This window comes from Paenibacillus sp. FSL K6-2862 (assembly GCF_038005125.1).
Taxonomy (GTDB): Bacteria; Bacillota; Bacilli; order Paenibacillales; family Paenibacillaceae; genus Paenibacillus; species Paenibacillus illinoisensis_A.
Window position 1 is genome coordinate 1750786 of the sequence record NZ_JBBOSN010000001.1, and the last position, 20274, is coordinate 1771059.

The window sequence follows — 20274 nt, forward strand, 5'->3', positions numbered from 1 at the left end:
TCATGAGTTTTAAATTGATATTGCTGGACCAACTGGCTGCCTGTCATCATGATAAGAGCTGGTTTATCCCGCTGGATGAAATGTTACGTGATGTAACCGCTGCTCAGGCTGCATGGACGAATGATGAAGGTCAATCCATCTGGAGGCTGGTACATCATCTGATATTCTGGAATGAGCGATGGTTGGATCGTTTTATCCAAGGTGAAGTAAGAATGGATCATGATATAGATAATGATGAAACGTTCTATGTGGACCCTTCACGCGTTAGCGAAGAGGAATGGCAGAAGAGTATTGAAAGAGTCGGATCTACTTTTCTTCAATGGATTCAGGCCGTACAAGAAAGTGATGATGCAAAACTGGCACTGACCATCCCTTCTTATTTCAATGCTCCGTGGTGGAACGTCATATCTAATGTGTGCATTCACAATGCGTATCATATTGGGCAGATCATGATGCTGAAAAAGAAAGTCATAGCCTCAGCATAACCATAAGCTGCAGGAGATTTAGAGGAGTCCCGCCTGTAATAATCGAATACGTATATTGGGAGTATTCTTCATTTAGATGCACCAATAAGGCAGTAAATCAAAATTTCAAGGAGTGTTCGGATGAAAATAGGTTTTCTGATTGTGGATATGCAAGAGAGTATTGTACGAGGTCGAGTCGAACAAAAAGGTATAGACCACGCTTGTGAATATATCAACCACGTTGCAGATGTGCTTCGTTCAAGTGATCATGTGGTGGTCCATGTGCAAGACGTCGAAGGTATGGAAGAATCTTCTCCGGAGGAATATCGGATTATTTCCGAGGTGAATGTCAATGAGAAGGATCTCATCGTTACCAAAGAAAGCTCGAATGCATTCTGGCAGACAGAGCTGGAACCAATATTGAAGAGTCATGGCATTGAGCTCGTGATCATTTCCGGTTTTGCCGCAGAGGAATGTGTCCTATTTACCTATAACGGAGCGATGGAGCGAGGATTCAGACCCGTTATGCTGCAAAATGGGATTCTCAGCACACATCAGGAAGCAGTGACTTCTACCTACAGAGATCGGAATGTAATTTCATATCCTGTAGTAGACTATCTAATCAAATAAATGAGAATATCCATGGATGCGACGAGGTCGTATCCATTTTTGCTATATCTGGCTGATCCGTCAGATAGGATGGGGCTTTTGATTGGATCGATATTGCATATTACATCTGGGAAAGGGTTAGAAGTTTACGAACATAAGCATCTTCGCATTATCCAAAACATGGGTTATGATGGGTGGATAGGAAGCAGAGTGTTAAATTCAGTAGGTTGGGAGATACATATATGCCGATGATTCATAACTTTGTTATTGAGAATAAATCGGATGTAAATGAGGATGTTTATACTTCTTATTCATGGGATAGAAACGGAAAAATACATAAAAACGGACTCACGCGAGACAACCAGGCGCACCTGGACGACAACTTCATTTCTTATATACATGATTCACTCCAATGGTTAGAGACCACGAATCCATCCACCGGTGAGAAGGCAATGGGACTGAACAATTACGGCATTACAGTGATTGAAGATCAACAAGTATTGCAGAGGCTTTATCAGATCTTGAATGCATGGATAGATCTATTTGGTTCAGCACCTGATTCAATCAAACTCAGAGGGGATTTCTGTGTTGATGATGGGGATAGAAAAGGTTACTACGAGAAATTAGTGTATAACAAATCTGACTTGATAACTGAATTAAAAAAGCTTACCAGTATGGCAGTACATGCTGCTGAACATGGAAAGTGTATTGTGCATTTTGGAATATAGGATTAGAGTGTTCATCTCTTTTTCATTTGACGAGAGAAGGAGCAATGGAGATGACAAGTCGAATTGTGGTTACAGGCGGGGCCATTATCAGAGATGATCGTGGGAGAATTCTGCTGCAGCAAAGATCCGATTATGGAGACTGGGGATTGCCAGGTGGCGGTATGGAGCCCGGAGAGCGTATCGAAGAAACCATGATTAGAGAAGTGAAGGAAGAGACTGGTCTGGATGTAGAATCGTATGAACTGGCTTCCATCTACACGGGTGAGAGAATGAAGTATACCTATCCGGATGGCAATGAGGTTGTATTTGTCATGTTTCTGTTTAACGTCAGAGTTAATTTAGACGGAAAACTAGCTGAGGATGGGCGAACACTGTGTTTTGAAGACGAGAATAACGAATCGTTGCAATTAACGTTTACAAGTTTGGATGAAATCGAGATCGATACGATTAATAAGGTGCAGAAGCCGGCTATTATAGATTTGATTCAAGAGAAGCAGGGGATTCTGCGTTAAGGAAAACTAATAACAAAATGGAGTGATACTCATGCCTTGGCCCATGGTACATTTTGCGGTTGCATCCGAAATCAGTTCTAATCCATCCCCGGAATTCTTGCTGGGAAGTCTCGCTCCTGATTCAATTCACGTAAGAAGTGATGTGCGCAGTGAGAAAGCCAAAACACATCTTATGATAGAAGAAGGCAGGTTCGCTACAGATGAAGAGCTTCGGGCATTTTGGGAGTCCCATAGGCAGCAGGCGGAACTAGATCCAGCATTCTGGCAGTATTTGTGCGGATACATCGCCCATATTTATACGGACCGTGTGTGGACCTTTGATATCTACCCTGCATATGAAGAACATCCTGACGGCAGAAAACGCTATACGCAGGAGGTAACGAAGCTGGAATTTATGATTTTGCGGAATCGTTCTGGGTCTCATGAGCTGCTAAATAAACTGAATGCGGGAAAGGCCTATGATTTGGGGGGTTTGCTGGAACAAGAGGTGGTTCAGTACAGGAAAGTGAAAGTGGATTTCTTGAGTAATCCTGCGCATGAGCCCGTGGAAGATTTGAGCATTTTATCCATGGACGTTCTAGAACATTTCATTCATACAACTGCTCTAAGACTAAAACAATTGTTTACGGAATGGAACGTGTTTGAAGATTTACACACCAAAACCTCAAGCTAGGAAGTGGTTTATTGAAGGTATATAAGAAAGAAGTCCGTAAAATAACGGTCAATGAGGTTTTATTTCTCTACGTTGTGGATGAGCAAGCCTACGATATAATTATCCGTATATATTCGAATGCATTTAAATCTACCTTCGTAGAGTTTGTGGTCCTTTGGAGAGAGACATGGGATATTTTGTTCTATGAGCCCAAGCTGATTTCCAAACTCGTTCAATATGCGATAAACCAAGGATGGGACTTCCATCAGAAAAATAATCAAATGAAATTCGACAACGCGACAAGTATCATAAGAGTATTGATGTCAGAGTAGAGTAGATACATCAGGAAAGTGTTGCTCTATATAAAAATTGAGGTGACTGCATATGCACCAATTAATTCGCCTTACCGAATATCACGAGAGATATGATGCAGCATTGGCCAATTTTTCACTGACCGGAGAGCAGTTCTCGTTTACTGTATTACCTGCAGAAGTGATCGATGAGGCTATCTCCAACCCGGATAAGGTTCCCATTGTGATTTTAAAAGAGGAGACACCGGTAGGCTTCTTTATTTTACATAAAAAATCAGAATACGCCGAAGGAAAGAAATATTCGAATGCAATCTTAATAAGAGCATTATCCATTACGTTGGAACATCAGGGGAGAGGGTATGCCCGGGCTGCCATGCAGGCAATTGGTCCATTGCTTCAGCAGATTGAGCCAGGGACGAAGGAAGTCATCCTCGCTGTAAATGAACAGAATGTTGCAGCACAGAGTCTGTATTTGAAGGTAGGTTTTCGTGACACGGGCATTCGCAGGATTGGAGCACATGGTCTCCAGTTCGTTTTTCATAAAAGAATGGATTAACCAGAGCAATGAGAAAGTATTTGAATCCATGGAGGAAAAGAGAGGAGAATGTTATGCGAGCCAAAATCAAACAGGCAGACTTGTGTTCACCGCAGCTTAGCTGGTTCTGTGTCCAGCCGATGCTCATTTCAGTTCGAGGTAAAGATGTTGCAGCCAAAACAGAGTTATACCGTCAGTTAAATGAAGGCCAACAAGCACTATTCCTGTTTTACTCCTACCATAACCATACGAAAAGTCTGGCGGAGTTTTACTGGTTCTCGGCTTACAATATCATGGAGATGAAGAGCTGGAGCGGCATTCGAAATGGAATGCGTTTTTTTAATCAGAATGAGATGGTAGCTCTGTTGGACAACATCGAGCGTGTAATTGTAGATAAAAATAGAATCGGAGATCAGTGGCGTGAGGTTACGCCAACAGATCTGGAGCAAGATCCTAACCTGTATCAATTAATTGAAAACTTGTTCAATGATTATCGTGCTCAAGCTGAGGAAGTGATCGCGAGTATAAATAAGGAGATTCTGCAACATCAGGAGATGTATTTTGAAATTGAAGATGAGGGGTAAGGAGACTTAAAAATTGAAATTTGAATATCAGAAATTTTCATGCAATGTGGATGTATTTCATAGAGATCTGGACATGATCGTTAGGTTTTATGATGGATCAAGAGAACCTGCCCAAGAGGAAATAGTTGATCTGGTGATCGCCGATCCGGGCTATGGCTACCTTATGCTGAAGTATAAAGGGGATGCCGCGTTATTGAGTGGATTTCTGAATGAGTCGGTTTTTGCATCGGATGAGATGATAGAAGCTGCAATTGATTATGCTGAACGCTTATCACCACATTCCCAAAGTGTATATATGCCGTATCACGTGTCTCGATTCAAGCCAACAAGTTATGTGGAATACAATGGGGAATACTGAGCATTCCCCATACAGCATTCTTTAGGGTAAATATACAATGGATATTAATTCATATAACAACGTTGTTTAGTGGCAAATGAGAAGAGCTATTTATTCAATCTACATACATTAGTCAGCTATTGTGCAACAAACCTGCAACTTCTTGCAACAAAACGCAATTTGGTATGCCGGTTTTTGTTTTGCCTGTAATATGAGTGATGAGAGGAGGGCAACACGTGAAAGTGACATTTGAAACAGATGCATCCATGGAACGAAGGCTAGCCAAGGTAGTGACCAACCCTGCCGAACAACAGCGTTGGGAGGAGATTGATAATGCGATTAGCCACTTGGAAAAACAGATGGTCGTCATCAATCCGAAGAATAACCGCAATGTCCAGATCCAGCCAAGCTCAATTCTTGCCATTGAGTCCGAGGACCGAATGTGTAATGTACGTGTGATTTCGGGTGAAAGCTATCTGCTTGGCAAACGTCTTAAATATGTGGAAGAAGACATGGATTCGTCCCAATTTCTGAAGATTAACAACTCAACGATGATCAATGTTAAACACATCCAGACGTTCGCCGCCACAGATCATGCCAGAATCCAGGTTGAGCTTAAGGATGGATCCAGCTACTACGTCAGTCGGTACTATATCAAAAATTTCAGGGGGAAATTATTATGATCGCAAATCTCAAAAACTCGTTTTTTCAGGTATTTACATTAACTTCGCTATGGGTCACGCTGCTGATCACCTTGTTCTTCAAAGATCAGACGATCCAGATGGGGTATCTATGGAACCTCGCCGGAATTGCGTTCATCGCTGCCGTGGTATTTGGAGTCATGTACGATGCGCTGTGGAACTACTTTACGTTGAAACCGATCTGGAATATTGTGATCTCGTCCACCATTAACATCCTCGGAGGAACGGCGGGTGTATGGTTGTTCTCAGAGGAGATGTTCCACTTTATTGCTCCGTGGTTCCCTGGCATGTGGCTTATGTCGATTGTGCTGCACACCATTGCCTTTTATTTTTATGCTAGAATGGATAGCAGGAAAAAGGCGGAAGAATTAAACAAGATCTTGAAGTAGACAAGGGGAAAGCATATGAATGAAGAAAAGGCTCTTCAGGAGTTCGGCTTCGAGCCGGGCTCCCGGGACAGGGAGCGCATTCGTACACTGCTGCAACTAGAAATCGACAATCCAAATGTGATGGACAATGATTATCTCAGAATCTTATGTGTCATGTTGTTTTCAATCGGTCATGTAGAGGACACTCAGCTCATCTGGCAGGCCAAAAGAAAGAATCAGGATACGGGAAGTTATGTGGATGTACAACTGCTGTGTGGTGCCGGGTTCGAGGACACGATAACGTATCTGGAGCAATTGGGAGGACAGCAAGCAGAAGAGCAGTTACAATATCTCAGACAGTGTGAGCCATATGACTTTGTGGACTTTTCCAGAGAGGAATGGATCGCCCGGTACAAGCAATATTACGGGTTGTAGAGAGACGGTCCTTACTATGACGACATCGTTTATACAAGCTACGCTTGAAACCTGTTGGAGATACAACCGGATGGTACATCTGGGCGGGGGAATATTCGGATGCAGATGACTTTTTCGTACCATTACATACAGCAGAAGTGGATGAGTGGGATCCCAAAATCAAGAAGTACCTGGGACTCGCGCCAGGTTGTCGATTTCTAATTGCAGAAGACTTGAGGATGTGTGGTTTGAAGAACAGTTACTAGATCATGAATAACCACAGAAGATCAATGAAGTCAAAGACATCGTCCAAGGAGAATACAACATGAATAACCCTACTATTGAGATACAAGAGTACTCTGCCAAGTATCAATCCAAGGTGGTCCATTTGATTTTGCAGATACAGCAGCAGGAATACCAGATTTCCATCACCGGAGAGGATCAGCCGGATTTGCTTGAGATCGAAACCTTTTATCAGAAAGGAAGCGGGAACTTCTGGATCGCACTTGCCGATGAAGAAGTGGTGGGTACGATCGCTCTGCTGGATATTGGAGAGGAGCAAGCTGCGCTCAGGAAGATGTTTGTAGCCAAAAATTACAGAGGCAAGGAACTTCAAGTTTCGAGTCGCCTGCTGTATCAGGCATTTCAGTGGGCCAAGGAGAAGGCTGTGCATGATATTTACCTTGGAACGACACATCAGTTTGTGGCAGCACATCGATTTTACGAGAAAAATGGGTTTGTTTCGATTACACGCGAGGAATTACCGGCTGCTTTTCCGGTGATGAAAGTAGATAGCAAGTTTTATCACCATACCACGCCCTTTGCATGAGGCAAGTCATGCAGAGCGGCGTGTTTTTTTATTCAATAGAAAGAATGAAAGATAGCAAATTTGAATCGTTCGCAAATTCCACATTATGGGTTATGATGTATCAAAGAGAAATTGTAACATACATAGGAAGTTTGATCCGGACGGTTTGGAACCTTTGACACATTGGGGAGGAAACAGATGGAGGCCATTTTTCTTGATTTCTATGGGACGGTTGTACATGAAGACGACGATATACTTCCAGTGATTTACGAACGAGTACAAGTTGCGGCGCGTGTTGAATGTACAACAGCCGAAATAGGTGATTATTGGTGGAAGGCATTTTCCGAAATGTTCTATGCCAGCCACGGCAGTCAGTTTAAGACCCAACGAGTACTCAATGTACAGTCCCTGACAGCAACACTCCTTCATTTTCAAGCAGATGGTATTGCGGAGCTGCTTAATCAGGAGCAATTGGCTCACTGGCGTGATCCCGGGATATTTGAGGACTCCATTCCCTTTTTGCAATCAGTAGACATCCCCGTGTATATCCTCTCGAATATCGATACAGAGGATGTAAAAGCTGCAATGGAGAAGCATGGCATTGAGGCGGCAGGTGTAATTACCAGTGAAGATGTCCGTTCTTACAAACCAAGACCCGAGATGTTTAATGAAGCATTAGCCAGATATGATCTGTCCCGGCAAGATGTCATACATATTGGCGATTCGTTGACAAGTGACGTACAGGGAGCCCAAAACGCCGGCATTCAGGCTGTCTGGTTAAATCGGAAAGGCAAAACCAAACCTCAGCATATCCATCCGGAATATGTGTGCGGGGATCTGACAGAAGTTCTAAAATTGTTGTGAGGATGACCAAGAATAGGGTCACGATACCGAAAGTCTATTAAATTTAAAACGAAATTCAGGTGATGTAATTATGGCGAGACAATTAATTCTGGTTGAAGGGTTACCCGGCTCAGGAAAGTCCACGATTGCCCAGATGATATCCAACATCCTGGTTCAGCGAGGGCTGCGAGTTCAACTCTTCCAGGAAGGGGATCTGAATCACCCGGCTGATTATGAAGGTGTAGCCTTTTACACTGCGGATGAGTTTGGAGATTTATTGGATGCTCATGAAACATGCAGAGATATATTAGAGAGCAGAGCCATAGCTTATCGTAATGGTTATCTGATTCCTTATCGCAAAATAAAAGAGGAACTGGGAGAGGCATTTCCTGACCATACGGTGCAGGAGATTTTCAGCCGCGATATTTACGAATTGCCTTTTGAACAAAATAAAGATCTGATCACTTCTAAATGGCGAAGCTTCACCGAAAGCGTGTTAGCGGCTAATGAGGATACCGTCATTATCTTTGAATGTTGTTTTATCCAGAACCCATTAACGATGGGTCTTGTGAAATGCAATCAATCCCGAGAAGATAATGTTAACTATGTGCTGGAGCTGGAACGTATGGTTCAAGCACTGAATCCGCTATTAATCTATATTGATCAGAAGGATATTGCGCATACCTTTGATAAAGCAGTTAAGGAAAGACCCAAGGAATGGTCTGAAGGATTTATTCATTATTACACGAACCAGGGGTGGGGAGCTTCGAGAGGATATCATGGGGTTCCAGGCACCGTGAAGGTGCTTCAGGCAAGAAAGGAACTCGAAACCGAGATTTTTCAGATACTGAAGATGGACAAATATTGGCTGGATAATTCGGAGTATAACCTGTCTGCTTGTCAGAACGAACTGGAGAACATTCTCAATGAGGCGTTTAAAGGTGTGGAAGGAGAATGACGCAGGAAATGAAAAAGACGTTATTCGAGCTTGTCAACGAAGTTGAGAATGAAGCTCTGTATATGGGCAAGATCTATGAGTAGAGTGAATAGGGATATATCAATACATAATGGAGGTTTGGTTTCATGACAATTGCTGAGGTAGCACTAATCTCCATAACCATCTTGTTAATGATTATAGGTGTGAGGGGCAAACGCAAATCAGTACTCAGATGGGGGATCGTCAGTTTCATAGCATTGATTATCCTCATTATTCCTTCGTTCATTAACGGATTCGTGGATGGATTCTCCGATGGGTGGTCAGCACGATGACAATTCCCAACAACAATAACATCTCATATGAGCGAAATAACAGTAAATTTAACTTCCGGGTGGCAGGCATTGTGATGGATGCGGGACGAGTTCTGCTGCATAAGACGGAACAGGACGATTTCTGGAACCTGCCCGGGGGACGGGTCGAAATGAATGAGGCGACAGAAGCGACTATCGTGAGAGAAATGATGGAGGAATTGGGTATCCACGTTGAAGTGCAGAGGCTTGCGTTTGTTAGTGAAGATTTTTTCGATTACGAAGGCCAGAAGTTCCACGAGATTGGATTCTATTACGTCATCGCCTTACCGGAAGCTCATAAGCTGTATAGTGAAATAGAAGTTAAGGGGCTGGAGGATAACGGAAAGTTAACGTTCCGTTGGTTTTCCTTGGATGAGCTTGAGCACATGGAGGTCTACCCGGTATTTTTGAAAAAGGAACTGCATACTCTGCATGATGTGAAGAGCATCCAACATTTCATTCAGAAATAGAGGGATATATGGACATTACATTTATTCGTCATGGTCATGGTGAACATTTGATAGATTACCCGAATCGGTTAAATGAGCTTCACCCTGGTCTCACTGAACTGGGAAAGAGTCAGGTGACAACGCTGTGTAAACAGTTGAAGCTTGATCCTCATGACGTTATCTTGGTGAGTCCAACGAGACGTACCATTGAAACAGCACTTCTTTTAACCGCAGAAGAACATCTTACGATTGTCCTCTTGTTGGTCCAAGAATGTTTCCTCAGGATCCGGAGTTCGTTCCCTTCATCTGTGATCAGATCTATTCCAAGGAGGAGCTTGATACTCAGTTCCCCGGGTTAAGCGTACTGGATTTTGGATTAGAGTGTTGGAATGAAGGTGTTAACCGGATGGATGGACATCAATTTGAAGTACTTGCTAAGGGGCTTCTCCAATGGTGCAGGGAACAGGATAGCAACATCTATATCATTTCACATGATGGCACGATAACCAACTACAGGATGTTGCTTGGAGAAAAAGGACTATCAAGAAGAGATTTTCTTGGTGAGGCGGGAAAGTACACGATCAAGAACTTTTAACGGTAAACAAATTCATAAGACAACCAATTTAAGGAGGAATTCCAGATGAGGTTATCCGATTATGAGTATTTAGTTTTGGCGCTGGAAGAGGCAGATCAGGCGTTTATTGAAGGGACATATCCGATCGGCGCAGTAATCGTGGATGAGGATGGGGATGTCCTGAGTAAAGGGAGGAACCGAGTTTTCTCCGAATGCGATCCTACCGCACATGCTGAGGTGGACGCCATTCGCCGGGCGGGGAAGCATTTGCTGGATTTAGACCGGAAGAAATTCACGAAAAACAACCTGACACTGTACACGACTTGTGAACCTTGTCCCATGTGTTCTTGCACCATATTAATGTCGGGAATCAAAAGAATTGTATGGGCAGCGGACGATGAAGAGTATGGGGGTCTTCGGCGTTTCAAGGAGGGTCCCCATTTCATCCATATGTTTGACACCCTTTCCTGTGTTGCCGCGCCATATCTTGACCTGGAAAATAGACAGAGGGCGATGCTCGCCAAATGGAATATTAGTAGAGGATTACTTAATACAGAGTGGGAGACAGCTAAGCAATGAAATCCATTCCAGTCTCGATTCTGCTTGCTAGTGTCATCTTAGGCATTTCATTTATAATTGGCTGCTTCTTCCTATCGAATCAAGAGAGCGTAAACGAGCCAACTCAAGTAGCACAGGAGGAAGTTGCTAAGGATAAGGTGTTAATGACGATTCAGGAAACAGCGGAGTATCTAAGTATGACTGAAGAACAGGTGATGAGCATTATTCATGCTGAACAAAGAAGTTTTGCGGCAGCAGGTTCCTTTAACGGAACAATGTTCCCCTTTATTAAGGTTCAGGATGAATTCTTTATTAGTAGGATCGAATTGCTGCTGTGGGCCCAGGATGCCTCTCTCTACCATAGAAGGTATGTTAACGGGCAGTTACAATAGCTGTGTTGGTATTGCAACTGTAGTCATGAGGAGTATAAATTGACGTGGAATTGATAGGAAGTAAGGTTTGCCTAACATCAGTTGCAGAACGGGATCTCGACTTTATATGCAAGGGAGGAAAAGCATGACCAAGGTGGTTTTATTAAGTGATTTATCTTTTCAACCAAATGAAGAATTGAATCAAAGGATATTGGAATTGCTCGGTCGCGACAAGCCTTCGATCGGTTATATTCCTTCTTGTTCCGACCCGGAGCGGAAATATTTTGAGCATACCGTACATTACTATAATCAACTGGGTATCGAGAATATTCATTATTATGATCTGGACCTGGAATATGATCCTAGCATGTTTGAGCAGATTTTGGCAGCTGATGCGATTCATTTATCCGGAGGAAATACATTTTATTTTCTACATTTATTACAGAGAAGAAACGTACAGGACTTATTGCGTTCCTATGTGCAGGAAGGCGGTATGCTGATCGGAGTCAGCGCAGGCAGTATTCTGACCACACCAACCATTGAAATAGCTGGATATGGCAAGGATGCAGACGAGAATCATGTGGGTCTTCAGGACAAACATGCTCTTGGACTCGTTGATTTCGATTTTGCACCCCATTGGGACGGAGAGGAAGACAGTCTCGATTCGCTCAGAGGTTATGCAGATACAATCGGTACGGAAGTTTATGCCTGCCAAGACGGCGACGGGATCGTAATTGATGGAAAAGTCATAGAGCTATATGGGGATGTGCGTCTCATAGATCCTAGGAAAAGGGGGATTTAAACATGGCTGAAGTTAAGGTCTACCATTATGATGCATTTTCAGCAGTTCCGGGCAAAGGTAATCCGGCAGGAGTCGTCTTTGATGCTGATGATCTAAGTGAGATGGACATGCAGCAGATTGCGTATAAAGTTGGTTTTAATGAAACGGTATTTGTGCTTAACTCCAGAACAGCCGATGTGAAATTGCGTTATTTTACGCCGGGCCATGAAATTAATCTGTGCGGTCATGCGACGATGGCATCGCTGTATGGTTTGAAGAAACGTGGACTGCTAGGGGACCAGAAGTCAATCACGATCGAGACCAATGTAGGCCTATTACCAATACGGTTTGAGCAGGATGGCGACACAATCAACATGGAGATGAAGCAGGATCAACCGCAGTTTGTGCCGTTCAGAGGTGATATTGGTAAGCTTGCAAACAGTATAAATCTAACCTCGGATGATCTGGATCTATCCATGCCTATCGTGTATGGGAGCACAGGAACCTGGACGTTGTTGATCCCCATTCGTAAACTGAACTCTTTTTCTAAAATGAAATCGGAATCTGCTGAGTTTCCTGAGATTTTGCTTGAAAACCCCAAGGCTTCCTTGCATCCTTTTAGCTTCGAAACTCGTGATTCCGAGGCGATGATGCATGCCAGACATTTTTCTTCCCCTTACTCAGGGACTACGGAAGATCCTGTAACAGGAACGGCCTCCGGGGTGATGGGTGCCTACTATTTAACCTATGTGAACCGTGAAGCGGATCAGGTCAAGTTCGTCGTGGAGCAGGGACATGAGATCGGAAGCGATGGGAAAGTTGAAGTGAACGTGACCCGGCAAGGACAGGGTATGGATGTGAAAATTAAAGGAACAGCTGTTTTTGTGCGTGAGATGAACATTGAATTGGATATGTAACAACGTACTTGAAAGGGTGTTTTTCCTTGGATGAACGAATTGTTTTGCAAGACGTTACTCGTATTTTAAAAGAAGAATTATCGGATTCGCTCGTGGGAATCTATTTGCACGGTTCTATGGCCATGGGGTGCTTCCATCCGAACCAGAGCGATATCGATATCTTGGTGGTCTGCCGGGATAAACGATCTGCTGATCTATATCGAAGAATTGCACAGAAACTAATGCATATCGAAGACGAGATGCGCATCACGAAAGGCTTTGAGCTCAGTATTGTACTGGAATCCACAATCGCGAACCTGACATATCCAACTCCGTTTGAATTCCATTACTCCGCATATCACCGGGAAAGATATCGAACAGATGAGCACTATCTCTGTGGAGGGTACGATGATCCGGATCTTGTCGCACACATGGCGGTCATCTATGACAGGGGAATTGTTTTGCATGGCACACCTATTAAGGAACTCTTCCATCCTGTGAAACGTGAGTATATGCTCGCCTCCATTACGTCAGACGCCGGTGCAGCTTCGGAAGAAATCGTGGATAATCCTGTCTACTATGTATTGAACTTGTCGCGTGTTTTGCTGTATGTGAGAGATTCAGTGATCTATTCCAAGCGAGAAGCCGGAGAGTGGGGATTGGAGAGGCTTCCAACGAAGTATAAGGACGTTATCTCGCAATGCCTTGCGAAATATAATGGAGAGCTGGAGAACCTGAATCTCAGTGAGTCGCTGCTGTTGGAATATGCAGATTATATGTTGAGAGAGATCCACAGCTATAAGAAATAAATGATTCAATAATTCTACGAATTGCAATTACTGATTTTAACATTTCAAGTATCAACAGTTGTTTTAAAAGGAGAGACATCATGACAATCACGACAGAAGATTTGGAATTAATCCAGGAAGCCAAGAACATCATCAAGCATCTATACTGCGAAGGCAAACATCACATTGGAGCCGCAGTGCGTACTCAATCCGGAAAGATATATACCGCGGTACATCTGGAAGCCTACATTGGTCGTGTCTCGGTGTGTGCGGAAGCCATTGCGATTGGCAAAGCCATTTCGGAAGGGGAACACGAACTTGCGACCATTGTTGCAGTACGGCATTCGGAAATCGATCCGGATAATCTCGCGGAAAATGCTGATCCACAATTGGACGTGGTTTCCCCATGTGGTATCTGCCGAGAATTGATCAGTGATTATGGGCAGAGCACGCAGGTCATTTTGCAGGGAGAAGAAGGATACACCAAAACAACAATTGGTCAGCTTCTGCCACAGAAATATTCAAGGTCATAAGGAAAGAAGGAAGGTGCGAAGATGTTTGAGATTGTGGATATCCGGCAAAAGCCAGACATGCTGGAGGCAGCTGTTCAATACTTTTGGAAGCAGTGGGGTACGGAAACAAGTTATCATTTTTACCGGGATTGCATGGAGCGTTCAGTGGATACGAACAGTGATGTTCCAAGGTTTTATGTAATGTTGGATGGAGATCGCATTATCGGAGGATATGCTCTGCTAAGAAGCGACCTGAACAGCCGGCAGGATCTCTTTCCCTGGTTTGCATGTCTTCATGTCGTTCCGGAATACCGGGGCAAGAACCTGGGCGGCCAATTACAGAAGCACGCTGTAAATGAGGTGAAGTTGAAGGGATACGACAAACTCTATTTGTGTACGGATCTACAAGGTTATTACGAGAAAAATGATTGGACCTACACTGGCAAAGGATATTTGCTGGATGATGAAGAGACAAGAATCTATGAACTGCAATTTTGATGAAATCATAAGCCACTACTTCAAAAACGCGGACTATACCTTGGAGGCCGTTCCGTTCGGTTTGACTAATACAACCAAAGTTATTGAAATCAATAAACAGAGGTTTATTATACGGATTTATAACAGCCACATCAAAACGATTGATGGGTTGGAGCTTGAATCTCAAGTAACAGCATTTCTACATAAAGCAAAGGCTTCATTTAAAGTCCCGATCTTCCTTCATACTTGTAATGGTGAGGATTATGTGGTTATGAGAGACGGTTCGCTTGCGGCAATGACTACTTTTTTGGAGGGGAAGCTTCCCCAATTGTCTGACATGGACAAAGCTGTGAAGTTCGGCAGGTTGGTAGGGGAGTTTTCGTTTCGAATGAGTGAGTTCCTGATGAAGAAGGGCGCGTATATGGGCATATCCTTTCATAAAATGTATAACATTCACCCGCTAGCTAATCGTGATTCGGTGAAGTCCTTTTTTGCAAATTTGCCTTTTGAATTAACAGCAGAGCGATGCACGTTTTATCAAGCAATGATTACTGAGATCGACAATTCACATCTTGATCTAGAAGTGCTGCCGCAGCAGCTCGTTCATCATGATTTGTTGATTTATAATCTACTGGGTGAATCGGGTAAAATTACAGGGGTATTAGATTTTGATTTTATGGGGATGGATGCTGCTTTCATGGAACTTACGATTAGCCTGAATCATATTATTCAGGAGTCTAGCGGTTCCCTGGATTTGATTGAGGCCTTCCTTCAGGGATATGGAAACGTTCGCAAGCACTCTTCTATTGAATTTGGCTATTTACGCCTGCTAACTCAAATCTATTTTGTTGCTGTGTTGCATTTCTATATTGGTCAGCATTATGCGGGAGCTGCGATTGAATCTCCTTTTACGTTTATGATCGATCAGTTTGAAAGAAATATAAGCTGGCTGGCGGAGCATGATGTACAGATTCAACAATTGCTTCATAAGTATGTAATGGAGACAAATACAGATCATTCGAAGTGACTTTGTCTGGAATCCAGGTAGACTGATCAAGTAAACCAACGGAGGAACCTTTATGGAACAGACCATTCGTTTAGCTCAAGAAATCGCAGAGAGAGTCATTCGTGAAGCGGGACAGATCGCCAGAGTTCATTTTGACCAGATTACCTGTGCAGTGGAAAAGGACAAGTTCGGCGATGTTGTAACTGATGTGGATCATGAAACAGAGCGAATCATATGTGATGCAATCAGCCATACGTTTCCCGCGCATGAGATTCATAGTGAAGAACGGGGACATAACGGTCAAAAGAGCGAATGGTTATGGATGATCGATCCGTTAGATGGAACTAACAATTACGCCATAGGATTTCCCGTATTTTCCGTTTCCATTACTTTGATGTACCGTTCAGAACCTGTTCTCGGGGTTATTTATGAACCGATGGTAGACCGTTTATTTGTGGCATCACGGGGGAATGGGGCAAGTTGTAATTTGAATCCGCTGACAGTTAACAAGAAAGATAATCTTCTAAAGGGAACGATTGGTTGGATACAGGGTCATCAAGTGCAGCATGAAGAGAATGCCGTCCGGCTGCGACAACATCTGGATATACGTTTTAAGAGAGTGATGAGATTATGGGCTCCGACCCTGCAGTGGTGTTTGCTAGCCAAGGGAGATATCGATGGTATTGTGCTCTACAATTCAGAGGGTGACGATCTTTACTCAGGAATCCTGATGGTAAAAGAAGCGGGAGCCATGGTTATGGATTTTGATGGGAATTTATTCGAAGGTATGAGTTCAGAGCCTTACCTCATTGCCTGTCATCCGGAGCATCGCGACTATTTTCTGAGTGTGGTTCGGGAGGGATTGGGCGTATGATTAGTGAGCTTAATCAACTTGATTTTGATAAGGTGAAGCATCTTATGGACTTATAATGAATTAAGACTACATATGATAGCGGTTGAAATTGGTGTGGCGAGGTTTACTGGTATGATCTCATAACATAGGGTTGGGATCGCATTTAAAGGAGGAAATATGATGAGTGAATCACTACAGGATCAGATTCAATTTCTAATTGAGATTGATAAACTGAAAACAATTGAACGGAGAACAAGAATTATCCATGGCGATAGACGTGAAAATGATGCGGAGCATTCATGGCATCTGGCCATGATGGCATTGGTTTTACAGAGTCACGCGAACAAGGATGTGGACATCCTGAAAGTCATTAAGATGCTTCTTATTCATGATCTGGTTGAAATCGATGCAGGAGACACCTTTGCTTACGATACAGCTGGGTACACGGATAAATTCGATCGTGAGATCAAGGCGGCTCATCGGTTATTTGGCATGCTGCCCAAGGAACAGGCTGAAGAAATGCATAATCTCTGGCTAGAGTTTGAGGCAAAGGAAACGAATGAGGCACAGTTTGCCTCGGCTCTCGATCGATTACAGCCTCTGATTCACAATTATCAGAATGAAGGAGATACGTGGCTAAAATACAACGTTACAAGTGATCAAGTCATCAATAGAAATCGTGAAATGGCAGACGCTTCGGATACATTGTGGACGTACGTGCAGCAGTTAATTCAAAACTCCATAGAACAGGGAATCCTGACCAAATCATAGCAACACGGATGGACTGGGCACATTCATTGAGGGAAAAGAGGGAACACTCATGGGCTACATTATGGAACTTCGAAAACTCGTTGGCTCGCGGCCGCTGATTATGGCAGGTTCTTGTGTATTGGTGTTCAACGAAGAGGGCCATCTGTTGCTGCAAAGACGTACAGACAGTCTCGACTGGGGGACGCTCGGTGGTTCGCTTGAACCGGGTGAGTCGCTAGAAGAGGCGGCAGCACGGGAATTGTATGAGGAAGCGGGATTAAGGGCAGAGACGTACAAGCTTATTACCGTTTTCTCGGGTCAGGATATGTATTATAAGTATCCCCATGGAGACGAAGTATACAATGTGACGGCTGTTTATGAAGCTACAGGAATCAAGGGTAATCCAGTGGTTATGGACGATGAAGGGTTGGAACTTCGATACTTCGATCTGGCCCAACCGGTCCCGGAGATTAATCCCTTTACAGAGTATGTACTAAAAAAGGCAGGGTATATCAAATCCAACTAAAGAAGGGATCATTCCATTTGACACAAGACTTTTATTGTGAGGAAGTTCTGAGTGGTAGGACGGAAGTGGAAATTGTCATGGAGACGGATAACGTGCTAGCCTTTCACCATACCCGGCCTTCTTATGAACATCATATCGTGGTTATTCCCAAGGTCCACATTCCATCCTTCATCTCAGAGGAAGAAACGAATGACGATGAGCTGATACTTGGAATTATGCGGGTCATTAAAAAGATCGCTGCCGATATGGTGGAGCGTACGGGTGCTTCCAAAATTGTGACCAACCTCGGTAGTTATCAGGATTCAAAGCATCTACATTGGCATGTCATCAGTGGTGAACGAGTGACTTAACTCGTGTGAGCAACGGGCGTAGGGTGTGGTTATACTTTCTTGAATTGTAGTTTGTAGTGAGCCTTATAATAGAATAATTGATATTGACGACCGGCTTGAATAGTCGGTTGTTTGTTTTTTCATTAAGCCATTGGGCAGTTATTTCAAAGCAGATCTTTCAAATATATAATTTGATCTTCAGATTTAGAAATTCGAGAAAATTGAAAAAAACTTTACAAACATTCTTCAACATGATATATTATCTTTCCGGCCGCAAGAGGCATGGGAAACCTCGAAAATATTTCGAGAAAAGACTTTACAAGTCATAATGGAATGTGATATATTCTAATTCCGGCCTTGATAGAGTCGGCAAGGAAGTTTGATCTTTGAAAACTGAACAACGAGTGAGTAATCATCCTGCTTGCAGGATGAACGTGAAGGTTTTTGGTGCATGCCATTTGGCTGTATGAAAACTGGAACACAAATGAGATTTTTAATCTCGTCAGATTCAAAATGAGCTAATCGCTCTTTTCAATACCTCAGATGATTTTCATAGCGCCTAACCGCGCTGCTGAAATTCATCTTTATTGGAGAGTTTGATCCTGGCTCAGGACGAACGCTGGCGGCATGCCTAATACATGCAAGTCGAGCGGACTTGATGAGAAGCTTGCTTCTCTGATGGTTAGCGGCGGACGGGTGAGTAACACGTAGGCAACCTGCCCTCAAGCTTGGGACAACTACCGGAAACGGTAGCTAATACCGAATACTTGCTTCTTTCGCCTGAAGGAAGCTGGAAAGACGGAGCAATCTGTCACTTGAGGATGGGCCTGCGGCGCATTAGCTAGTTGGTGAGGTAACGGCTCACCAAGGCGACGATGCGTAGCCGACCTGAGAGGGTGATCGGCCACACTGGGACTGAGACACGGCCCAGACTCCTACGGGAGGCAGCAGTAGGGAATCTTCCGCAATGGGCGAAAGCCTGACGGAGCAATGCCGCGTGAGTGATGAAGGTTTTCGGATCGTAAAGCTCTGTTGCCAGGGAAGAACGTCCTTGAGAGTAACTGCTCAAGGAGTGACGGTACCTGAGAAGAAAGCCCCGGCTAACTACGTGCCAGCAGCCGCGGTAATACGTAGGGGGCAAGCGTTGTCCGGAATTATTGGGCGTAAAGCGCGCGCAGGCGGTCATTTAAGTCTGGTGTTTAATCCCGGGGCTCAACCCCGGATCGCACTGGAAACTGGGTGACTTGAGTGCAGAAGAGGAGAGTGGAATTCCACGTGTAGCGGTGAAATGCGTAGAGATGTGGAGGAACACCAGTGGCGAAGGCGACTCTCTGGGCTGTAACTGACGCTGAGGCGCGAAAGCGTGGGGAGCAAACAGGATTAGATACCCTGGTAGTCCACGCCGTAAACGATGAATGCTAGGTGTTAGGGGTTTCGATACCCTTGGTGCCGAAGTTAACACATTAAGCATTCCGCCTGGGGAGTACGGTCGCAAGACTGAAACTCAAAGGAATTGACGGGGACCCGCACAAGCAGTGGAGTATGTGGTTTAATTCGAAGCAACGCGAAGAACCTTACCAGGTCTTGACATCCCTCTGACCGTCCTAGAGATAGGGCTTTCCTTCGGGACAGAGGAGACAGGTGGTGCATGGTTGTCGTCAGCTCGTGTCGTGAGATGTTGGGTTAAGTCCCGCAACGAGCGCAACCCTTGATCTTAGTTGCCAGCACTTCGGGTGGGCACTCTAAGGTGACTGCCGGTGACAAACCGGAGGAAGGTGGGGATGACGTCAAATCATCATGCCCCTTATGACCTGGGCTACACACGTACTACAATGGCCGGTACAACGGGCTGTGAAGCCGCGAGGTGGAACGAATCCTAAAAAGCCGGTCTCAGTTCGGATTGCAGGCTGCAACTCGCCTGCATGAAGTCGGAATTGCTAGTAATCGCGGATCAGCATGCCGCGGTGAATACGTTCCCGGGTCTTGTACACACCGCCCGTCACACCACGAGAGTTTATAACACCCGAAGTCGGTGGGGTAACCGCAAGGAGCCAGCCGCCGAAGGTGGGATAGATGATTGGGGTGAAGTCGTAACAAGGTAGCCGTATCGGAAGGTGCGGCTGGATCACCTCCTTTCTATGGAGAATCGTCTTCTGTAACGAAGACATTCAAATACAAAATCTAGCCAGGTCGGCTAGTTGCTCACTCGTTGCTCAGTTTTGAGAGCTCAAACTCTCAAACAGCTTGCTTT

At 44.2% G+C, this 20274-nt stretch carries 32 protein-coding genes and 1 rRNA gene; all 33 read left to right on the forward strand.

Annotated features, from left to right (window positions below; translation table 11 throughout):
* Positions 1 to 2: 2 nt before the first annotated feature.
* The 33 genes from MHB82_RS08085 (at position 3) to MHB82_RS08245 (ending at position 20159) form a co-directional block, all read left to right on the forward strand.
* On the forward strand, positions 3 to 485 hold the full coding sequence (locus MHB82_RS08085) for a DinB family protein (RefSeq protein WP_110757324.1): 483 nt from the start codon (positions 3 to 5) through the stop codon (positions 483 to 485).
* Between the two features lie 120 nt (positions 486 to 605).
* Positions 606 to 1094, forward strand: coding sequence for a cysteine hydrolase family protein (locus MHB82_RS08090; protein ID WP_110757322.1), 489 nt, complete (start codon positions 606 to 608; stop codon positions 1092 to 1094).
* A gap of 221 nt (positions 1095 to 1315) precedes the next feature.
* The gene (locus MHB82_RS08095; protein ID WP_110757319.1) at positions 1316 to 1801 is read left to right on the forward strand and encodes a hypothetical protein; all 486 of its coding nucleotides are present in this window, start codon (positions 1316 to 1318) and stop codon (positions 1799 to 1801) included.
* A 50-nt stretch (positions 1802 to 1851) separates the two neighbouring features.
* A complete protein-coding gene (locus MHB82_RS08100) occupies positions 1852 to 2313 on the forward strand; it encodes an NUDIX domain-containing protein (protein WP_341174392.1) in 462 nt (153 codons plus the stop codon).
* A 31-nt stretch (positions 2314 to 2344) separates the two neighbouring features.
* Positions 2345 to 2986, forward strand: a complete 642-nt coding sequence (locus MHB82_RS08105; protein ID WP_341174393.1) for a hypothetical protein — start codon at positions 2345 to 2347, stop codon at positions 2984 to 2986.
* An 11-nt stretch (positions 2987 to 2997) separates the two neighbouring features.
* Positions 2998 to 3297, forward strand: a complete 300-nt coding sequence (locus tag MHB82_RS08110) for a hypothetical protein (protein ID WP_095360389.1) — start codon at positions 2998 to 3000, stop codon at positions 3295 to 3297.
* Between the two features lie 52 nt (positions 3298 to 3349).
* Entirely contained in the window at positions 3350 to 3832 is a 483-nt protein-coding gene (locus tag MHB82_RS08115) for a GNAT family N-acetyltransferase (protein WP_341174394.1), read from the forward strand.
* A 53-nt stretch (positions 3833 to 3885) separates the two neighbouring features.
* The gene (locus tag MHB82_RS08120; protein WP_341174395.1) at positions 3886 to 4395 is read left to right on the forward strand and encodes a hypothetical protein; all 510 of its coding nucleotides are present in this window, start codon (positions 3886 to 3888) and stop codon (positions 4393 to 4395) included.
* A gap of 13 nt (positions 4396 to 4408) precedes the next feature.
* Positions 4409 to 4753 (forward strand): hypothetical protein, encoded by a 345-nt coding sequence (locus tag MHB82_RS08125; protein WP_341174396.1) that lies wholly within the window; start codon positions 4409 to 4411, stop codon positions 4751 to 4753.
* A 215-nt stretch (positions 4754 to 4968) separates the two neighbouring features.
* A complete protein-coding gene (locus MHB82_RS08130; protein WP_341174397.1) occupies positions 4969 to 5415 on the forward strand; it encodes a LytTR family DNA-binding domain-containing protein in 447 nt (148 codons plus the stop codon).
* On the forward strand, positions 5412 to 5822 hold the full coding sequence (locus MHB82_RS08135; RefSeq protein WP_341174398.1) for a hypothetical protein: 411 nt from the start codon (positions 5412 to 5414) through the stop codon (positions 5820 to 5822). The genes MHB82_RS08130 and MHB82_RS08135 overlap by 4 nt, the downstream gene beginning before the upstream one ends.
* Before the next feature lie 15 nt (positions 5823 to 5837).
* Positions 5838 to 6236: a hypothetical protein gene (locus tag MHB82_RS08140; protein WP_341174399.1), complete on the forward strand. Its 399-nt coding sequence runs from the start codon at positions 5838 to 5840 to the stop codon at positions 6234 to 6236.
* 44 nt (positions 6237 to 6280) lie between these two features.
* Positions 6281 to 6481, forward strand: coding sequence for an immunity protein Imm33 domain-containing protein (locus tag MHB82_RS08145; protein WP_341176722.1), 201 nt, complete (start codon positions 6281 to 6283; stop codon positions 6479 to 6481).
* A gap of 59 nt (positions 6482 to 6540) precedes the next feature.
* Positions 6541 to 7044 (forward strand): GNAT family N-acetyltransferase, encoded by a 504-nt coding sequence (locus MHB82_RS08150; protein WP_095360382.1) that lies wholly within the window; start codon positions 6541 to 6543, stop codon positions 7042 to 7044.
* Positions 7045 to 7221: 177 nt separating this feature from the next.
* Positions 7222 to 7887, forward strand: a complete 666-nt coding sequence (locus MHB82_RS08155; RefSeq protein ID WP_341174400.1) for an HAD family hydrolase — start codon at positions 7222 to 7224, stop codon at positions 7885 to 7887.
* Positions 7888 to 7957: 70 nt separating this feature from the next.
* Complete coding sequence (locus MHB82_RS08160) at positions 7958 to 8824, forward strand: adenylyl-sulfate kinase (RefSeq protein ID WP_341174401.1); 867 nt, start codon at positions 7958 to 7960, stop codon at positions 8822 to 8824.
* A gap of 125 nt (positions 8825 to 8949) precedes the next feature.
* On the forward strand, positions 8950 to 9135 hold the full coding sequence (locus MHB82_RS08165; protein ID WP_341174402.1) for a hypothetical protein: 186 nt from the start codon (positions 8950 to 8952) through the stop codon (positions 9133 to 9135).
* Positions 9132 to 9623: an NUDIX hydrolase gene (locus tag MHB82_RS08170; RefSeq protein ID WP_341174403.1), complete on the forward strand. Its 492-nt coding sequence runs from the start codon at positions 9132 to 9134 to the stop codon at positions 9621 to 9623. Before MHB82_RS08165 ends, MHB82_RS08170 begins: the two co-directional genes overlap by 4 nt.
* 8 nt (positions 9624 to 9631) lie before the next feature.
* Complete coding sequence (locus MHB82_RS08175) at positions 9632 to 9961, forward strand: histidine phosphatase family protein (RefSeq protein WP_341174404.1); 330 nt, start codon at positions 9632 to 9634, stop codon at positions 9959 to 9961.
* Entirely contained in the window at positions 9874 to 10197 is a 324-nt protein-coding gene (locus MHB82_RS08180; RefSeq protein WP_341176723.1) for a hypothetical protein, read from the forward strand. The genes MHB82_RS08175 and MHB82_RS08180 overlap by 88 nt, the downstream gene beginning before the upstream one ends.
* A gap of 45 nt (positions 10198 to 10242) precedes the next feature.
* Positions 10243 to 10755 carry a nucleoside deaminase gene (locus MHB82_RS08185; RefSeq protein ID WP_341174405.1) on the forward strand — a complete coding sequence of 171 codons (513 nt, stop codon included), beginning with the start codon at positions 10243 to 10245 and terminating at the stop codon, positions 10753 to 10755.
* Complete coding sequence (locus tag MHB82_RS08190; protein WP_341174406.1) at positions 10752 to 11126, forward strand: hypothetical protein; 375 nt, start codon at positions 10752 to 10754, stop codon at positions 11124 to 11126. The genes MHB82_RS08185 and MHB82_RS08190 overlap by 4 nt, the downstream gene beginning before the upstream one ends.
* Positions 11127 to 11250: 124 nt before the next feature.
* Complete coding sequence (locus MHB82_RS08195) at positions 11251 to 11907, forward strand: Type 1 glutamine amidotransferase-like domain-containing protein (protein WP_341174407.1); 657 nt, start codon at positions 11251 to 11253, stop codon at positions 11905 to 11907.
* 2 nt (positions 11908 to 11909) lie between these two features.
* Positions 11910 to 12803, forward strand: coding sequence for a PhzF family phenazine biosynthesis isomerase (locus MHB82_RS08200; RefSeq protein WP_341174408.1), 894 nt, complete (start codon positions 11910 to 11912; stop codon positions 12801 to 12803).
* Between the two features lie 26 nt (positions 12804 to 12829).
* A complete protein-coding gene (locus MHB82_RS08205) occupies positions 12830 to 13591 on the forward strand; it encodes an aminoglycoside adenylyltransferase domain-containing protein (protein WP_341174409.1) in 762 nt (253 codons plus the stop codon).
* Positions 13592 to 13671: 80 nt separating this feature from the next.
* Positions 13672 to 14103: a cytidine deaminase gene (locus MHB82_RS08210; protein ID WP_341174410.1), complete on the forward strand. Its 432-nt coding sequence runs from the start codon at positions 13672 to 13674 to the stop codon at positions 14101 to 14103.
* A gap of 21 nt (positions 14104 to 14124) precedes the next feature.
* A complete protein-coding gene (locus tag MHB82_RS08215) occupies positions 14125 to 14580 on the forward strand; it encodes a GNAT family N-acetyltransferase (protein WP_341174411.1) in 456 nt (151 codons plus the stop codon).
* Positions 14564 to 15586 (forward strand): phosphotransferase enzyme family protein, encoded by a 1023-nt coding sequence (locus MHB82_RS08220; protein ID WP_341174412.1) that lies wholly within the window; start codon positions 14564 to 14566, stop codon positions 15584 to 15586. Before MHB82_RS08215 ends, MHB82_RS08220 begins: the two co-directional genes overlap by 17 nt.
* Positions 15587 to 15638: 52 nt before the next feature.
* Positions 15639 to 16439, forward strand: a complete 801-nt coding sequence (locus tag MHB82_RS08225; protein ID WP_095360370.1) for an inositol monophosphatase family protein — start codon at positions 15639 to 15641, stop codon at positions 16437 to 16439.
* A gap of 159 nt (positions 16440 to 16598) precedes the next feature.
* Positions 16599 to 17189 carry an HD domain-containing protein gene (locus MHB82_RS08230; RefSeq protein WP_341174413.1) on the forward strand — a complete coding sequence of 197 codons (591 nt, stop codon included), beginning with the start codon at positions 16599 to 16601 and terminating at the stop codon, positions 17187 to 17189.
* 49 nt (positions 17190 to 17238) lie between these two features.
* On the forward strand, positions 17239 to 17694 hold the full coding sequence (locus tag MHB82_RS08235; RefSeq protein ID WP_095360367.1) for an NUDIX hydrolase: 456 nt from the start codon (positions 17239 to 17241) through the stop codon (positions 17692 to 17694).
* Positions 17695 to 17711: 17 nt separating this feature from the next.
* Entirely contained in the window at positions 17712 to 18044 is a 333-nt protein-coding gene (locus MHB82_RS08240; protein ID WP_341174414.1) for an HIT domain-containing protein, read from the forward strand.
* A gap of 563 nt (positions 18045 to 18607) precedes the next feature.
* Positions 18608 to 20159, forward strand: a 16S ribosomal RNA gene (locus MHB82_RS08245).
* Positions 20160 to 20274: the final 115 nt, after the last annotated feature.

Bases quoted from the DNA above. Each gene is read 5' to 3' on its own strand.
- MHB82_RS08225 (WP_095360370.1), top strand. From the start codon at position 15,639: ATGGAACAGACCATTCGTTTAGCTCAAGAAATCGCAGAGAGAGTCATT.
- MHB82_RS08095 (WP_110757319.1), top strand. From the start codon at position 1,316: ATGCCGATGATTCATAACTTTGTTATTGAGAATAAATCGGATGTAAAT.
- MHB82_RS08230 (WP_341174413.1), top strand. From the start codon at position 16,599: ATGAGTGAATCACTACAGGATCAGATTCAATTTCTAATTGAGATTGAT.
- MHB82_RS08215 (WP_341174411.1), top strand. From the start codon at position 14,125: ATGTTTGAGATTGTGGATATCCGGCAAAAGCCAGACATGCTGGAGGCA.
- MHB82_RS08160 (WP_341174401.1), top strand. From the start codon at position 7,958: ATGGCGAGACAATTAATTCTGGTTGAAGGGTTACCCGGCTCAGGAAAG.
- MHB82_RS08155 (WP_341174400.1), top strand. From the start codon at position 7,222: ATGGAGGCCATTTTTCTTGATTTCTATGGGACGGTTGTACATGAAGAC.
- MHB82_RS08190 (WP_341174406.1), top strand. From the start codon at position 10,752: ATGAAATCCATTCCAGTCTCGATTCTGCTTGCTAGTGTCATCTTAGGC.
- MHB82_RS08085 (WP_110757324.1), top strand. From the start codon at position 3: ATGAGTTTTAAATTGATATTGCTGGACCAACTGGCTGCCTGTCATCAT.
- MHB82_RS08170 (WP_341174403.1), top strand. From the start codon at position 9,132: ATGACAATTCCCAACAACAATAACATCTCATATGAGCGAAATAACAGT.
- MHB82_RS08185 (WP_341174405.1), top strand. From the start codon at position 10,243: ATGAGGTTATCCGATTATGAGTATTTAGTTTTGGCGCTGGAAGAGGCA.
- MHB82_RS08180 (WP_341176723.1), top strand. From the start codon at position 9,874: ATGTTTCCTCAGGATCCGGAGTTCGTTCCCTTCATCTGTGATCAGATC.
- MHB82_RS08165 (WP_341174402.1), top strand. From the start codon at position 8,950: ATGACAATTGCTGAGGTAGCACTAATCTCCATAACCATCTTGTTAATG.
- MHB82_RS08100 (WP_341174392.1), top strand. From the start codon at position 1,852: ATGACAAGTCGAATTGTGGTTACAGGCGGGGCCATTATCAGAGATGAT.
- MHB82_RS08220 (WP_341174412.1), top strand. From the start codon at position 14,564: ATGAACTGCAATTTTGATGAAATCATAAGCCACTACTTCAAAAACGCG.
- MHB82_RS08135 (WP_341174398.1), top strand. From the start codon at position 5,412: ATGATCGCAAATCTCAAAAACTCGTTTTTTCAGGTATTTACATTAACT.
- MHB82_RS08235 (WP_095360367.1), top strand. From the start codon at position 17,239: ATGGGCTACATTATGGAACTTCGAAAACTCGTTGGCTCGCGGCCGCTG.
- MHB82_RS08195 (WP_341174407.1), top strand. From the start codon at position 11,251: ATGACCAAGGTGGTTTTATTAAGTGATTTATCTTTTCAACCAAATGAA.
- MHB82_RS08210 (WP_341174410.1), top strand. From the start codon at position 13,672: ATGACAATCACGACAGAAGATTTGGAATTAATCCAGGAAGCCAAGAAC.
- MHB82_RS08140 (WP_341174399.1), top strand. From the start codon at position 5,838: ATGAATGAAGAAAAGGCTCTTCAGGAGTTCGGCTTCGAGCCGGGCTCC.
- MHB82_RS08200 (WP_341174408.1), top strand. From the start codon at position 11,910: ATGGCTGAAGTTAAGGTCTACCATTATGATGCATTTTCAGCAGTTCCG.
- MHB82_RS08090 (WP_110757322.1), top strand. From the start codon at position 606: ATGAAAATAGGTTTTCTGATTGTGGATATGCAAGAGAGTATTGTACGA.
- MHB82_RS08150 (WP_095360382.1), top strand. From the start codon at position 6,541: ATGAATAACCCTACTATTGAGATACAAGAGTACTCTGCCAAGTATCAA.
- MHB82_RS08105 (WP_341174393.1), top strand. From the start codon at position 2,345: ATGCCTTGGCCCATGGTACATTTTGCGGTTGCATCCGAAATCAGTTCT.
- MHB82_RS08120 (WP_341174395.1), top strand. From the start codon at position 3,886: ATGCGAGCCAAAATCAAACAGGCAGACTTGTGTTCACCGCAGCTTAGC.
- MHB82_RS08115 (WP_341174394.1), top strand. From the start codon at position 3,350: ATGCACCAATTAATTCGCCTTACCGAATATCACGAGAGATATGATGCA.
- MHB82_RS08175 (WP_341174404.1), top strand. From the start codon at position 9,632: ATGGACATTACATTTATTCGTCATGGTCATGGTGAACATTTGATAGAT.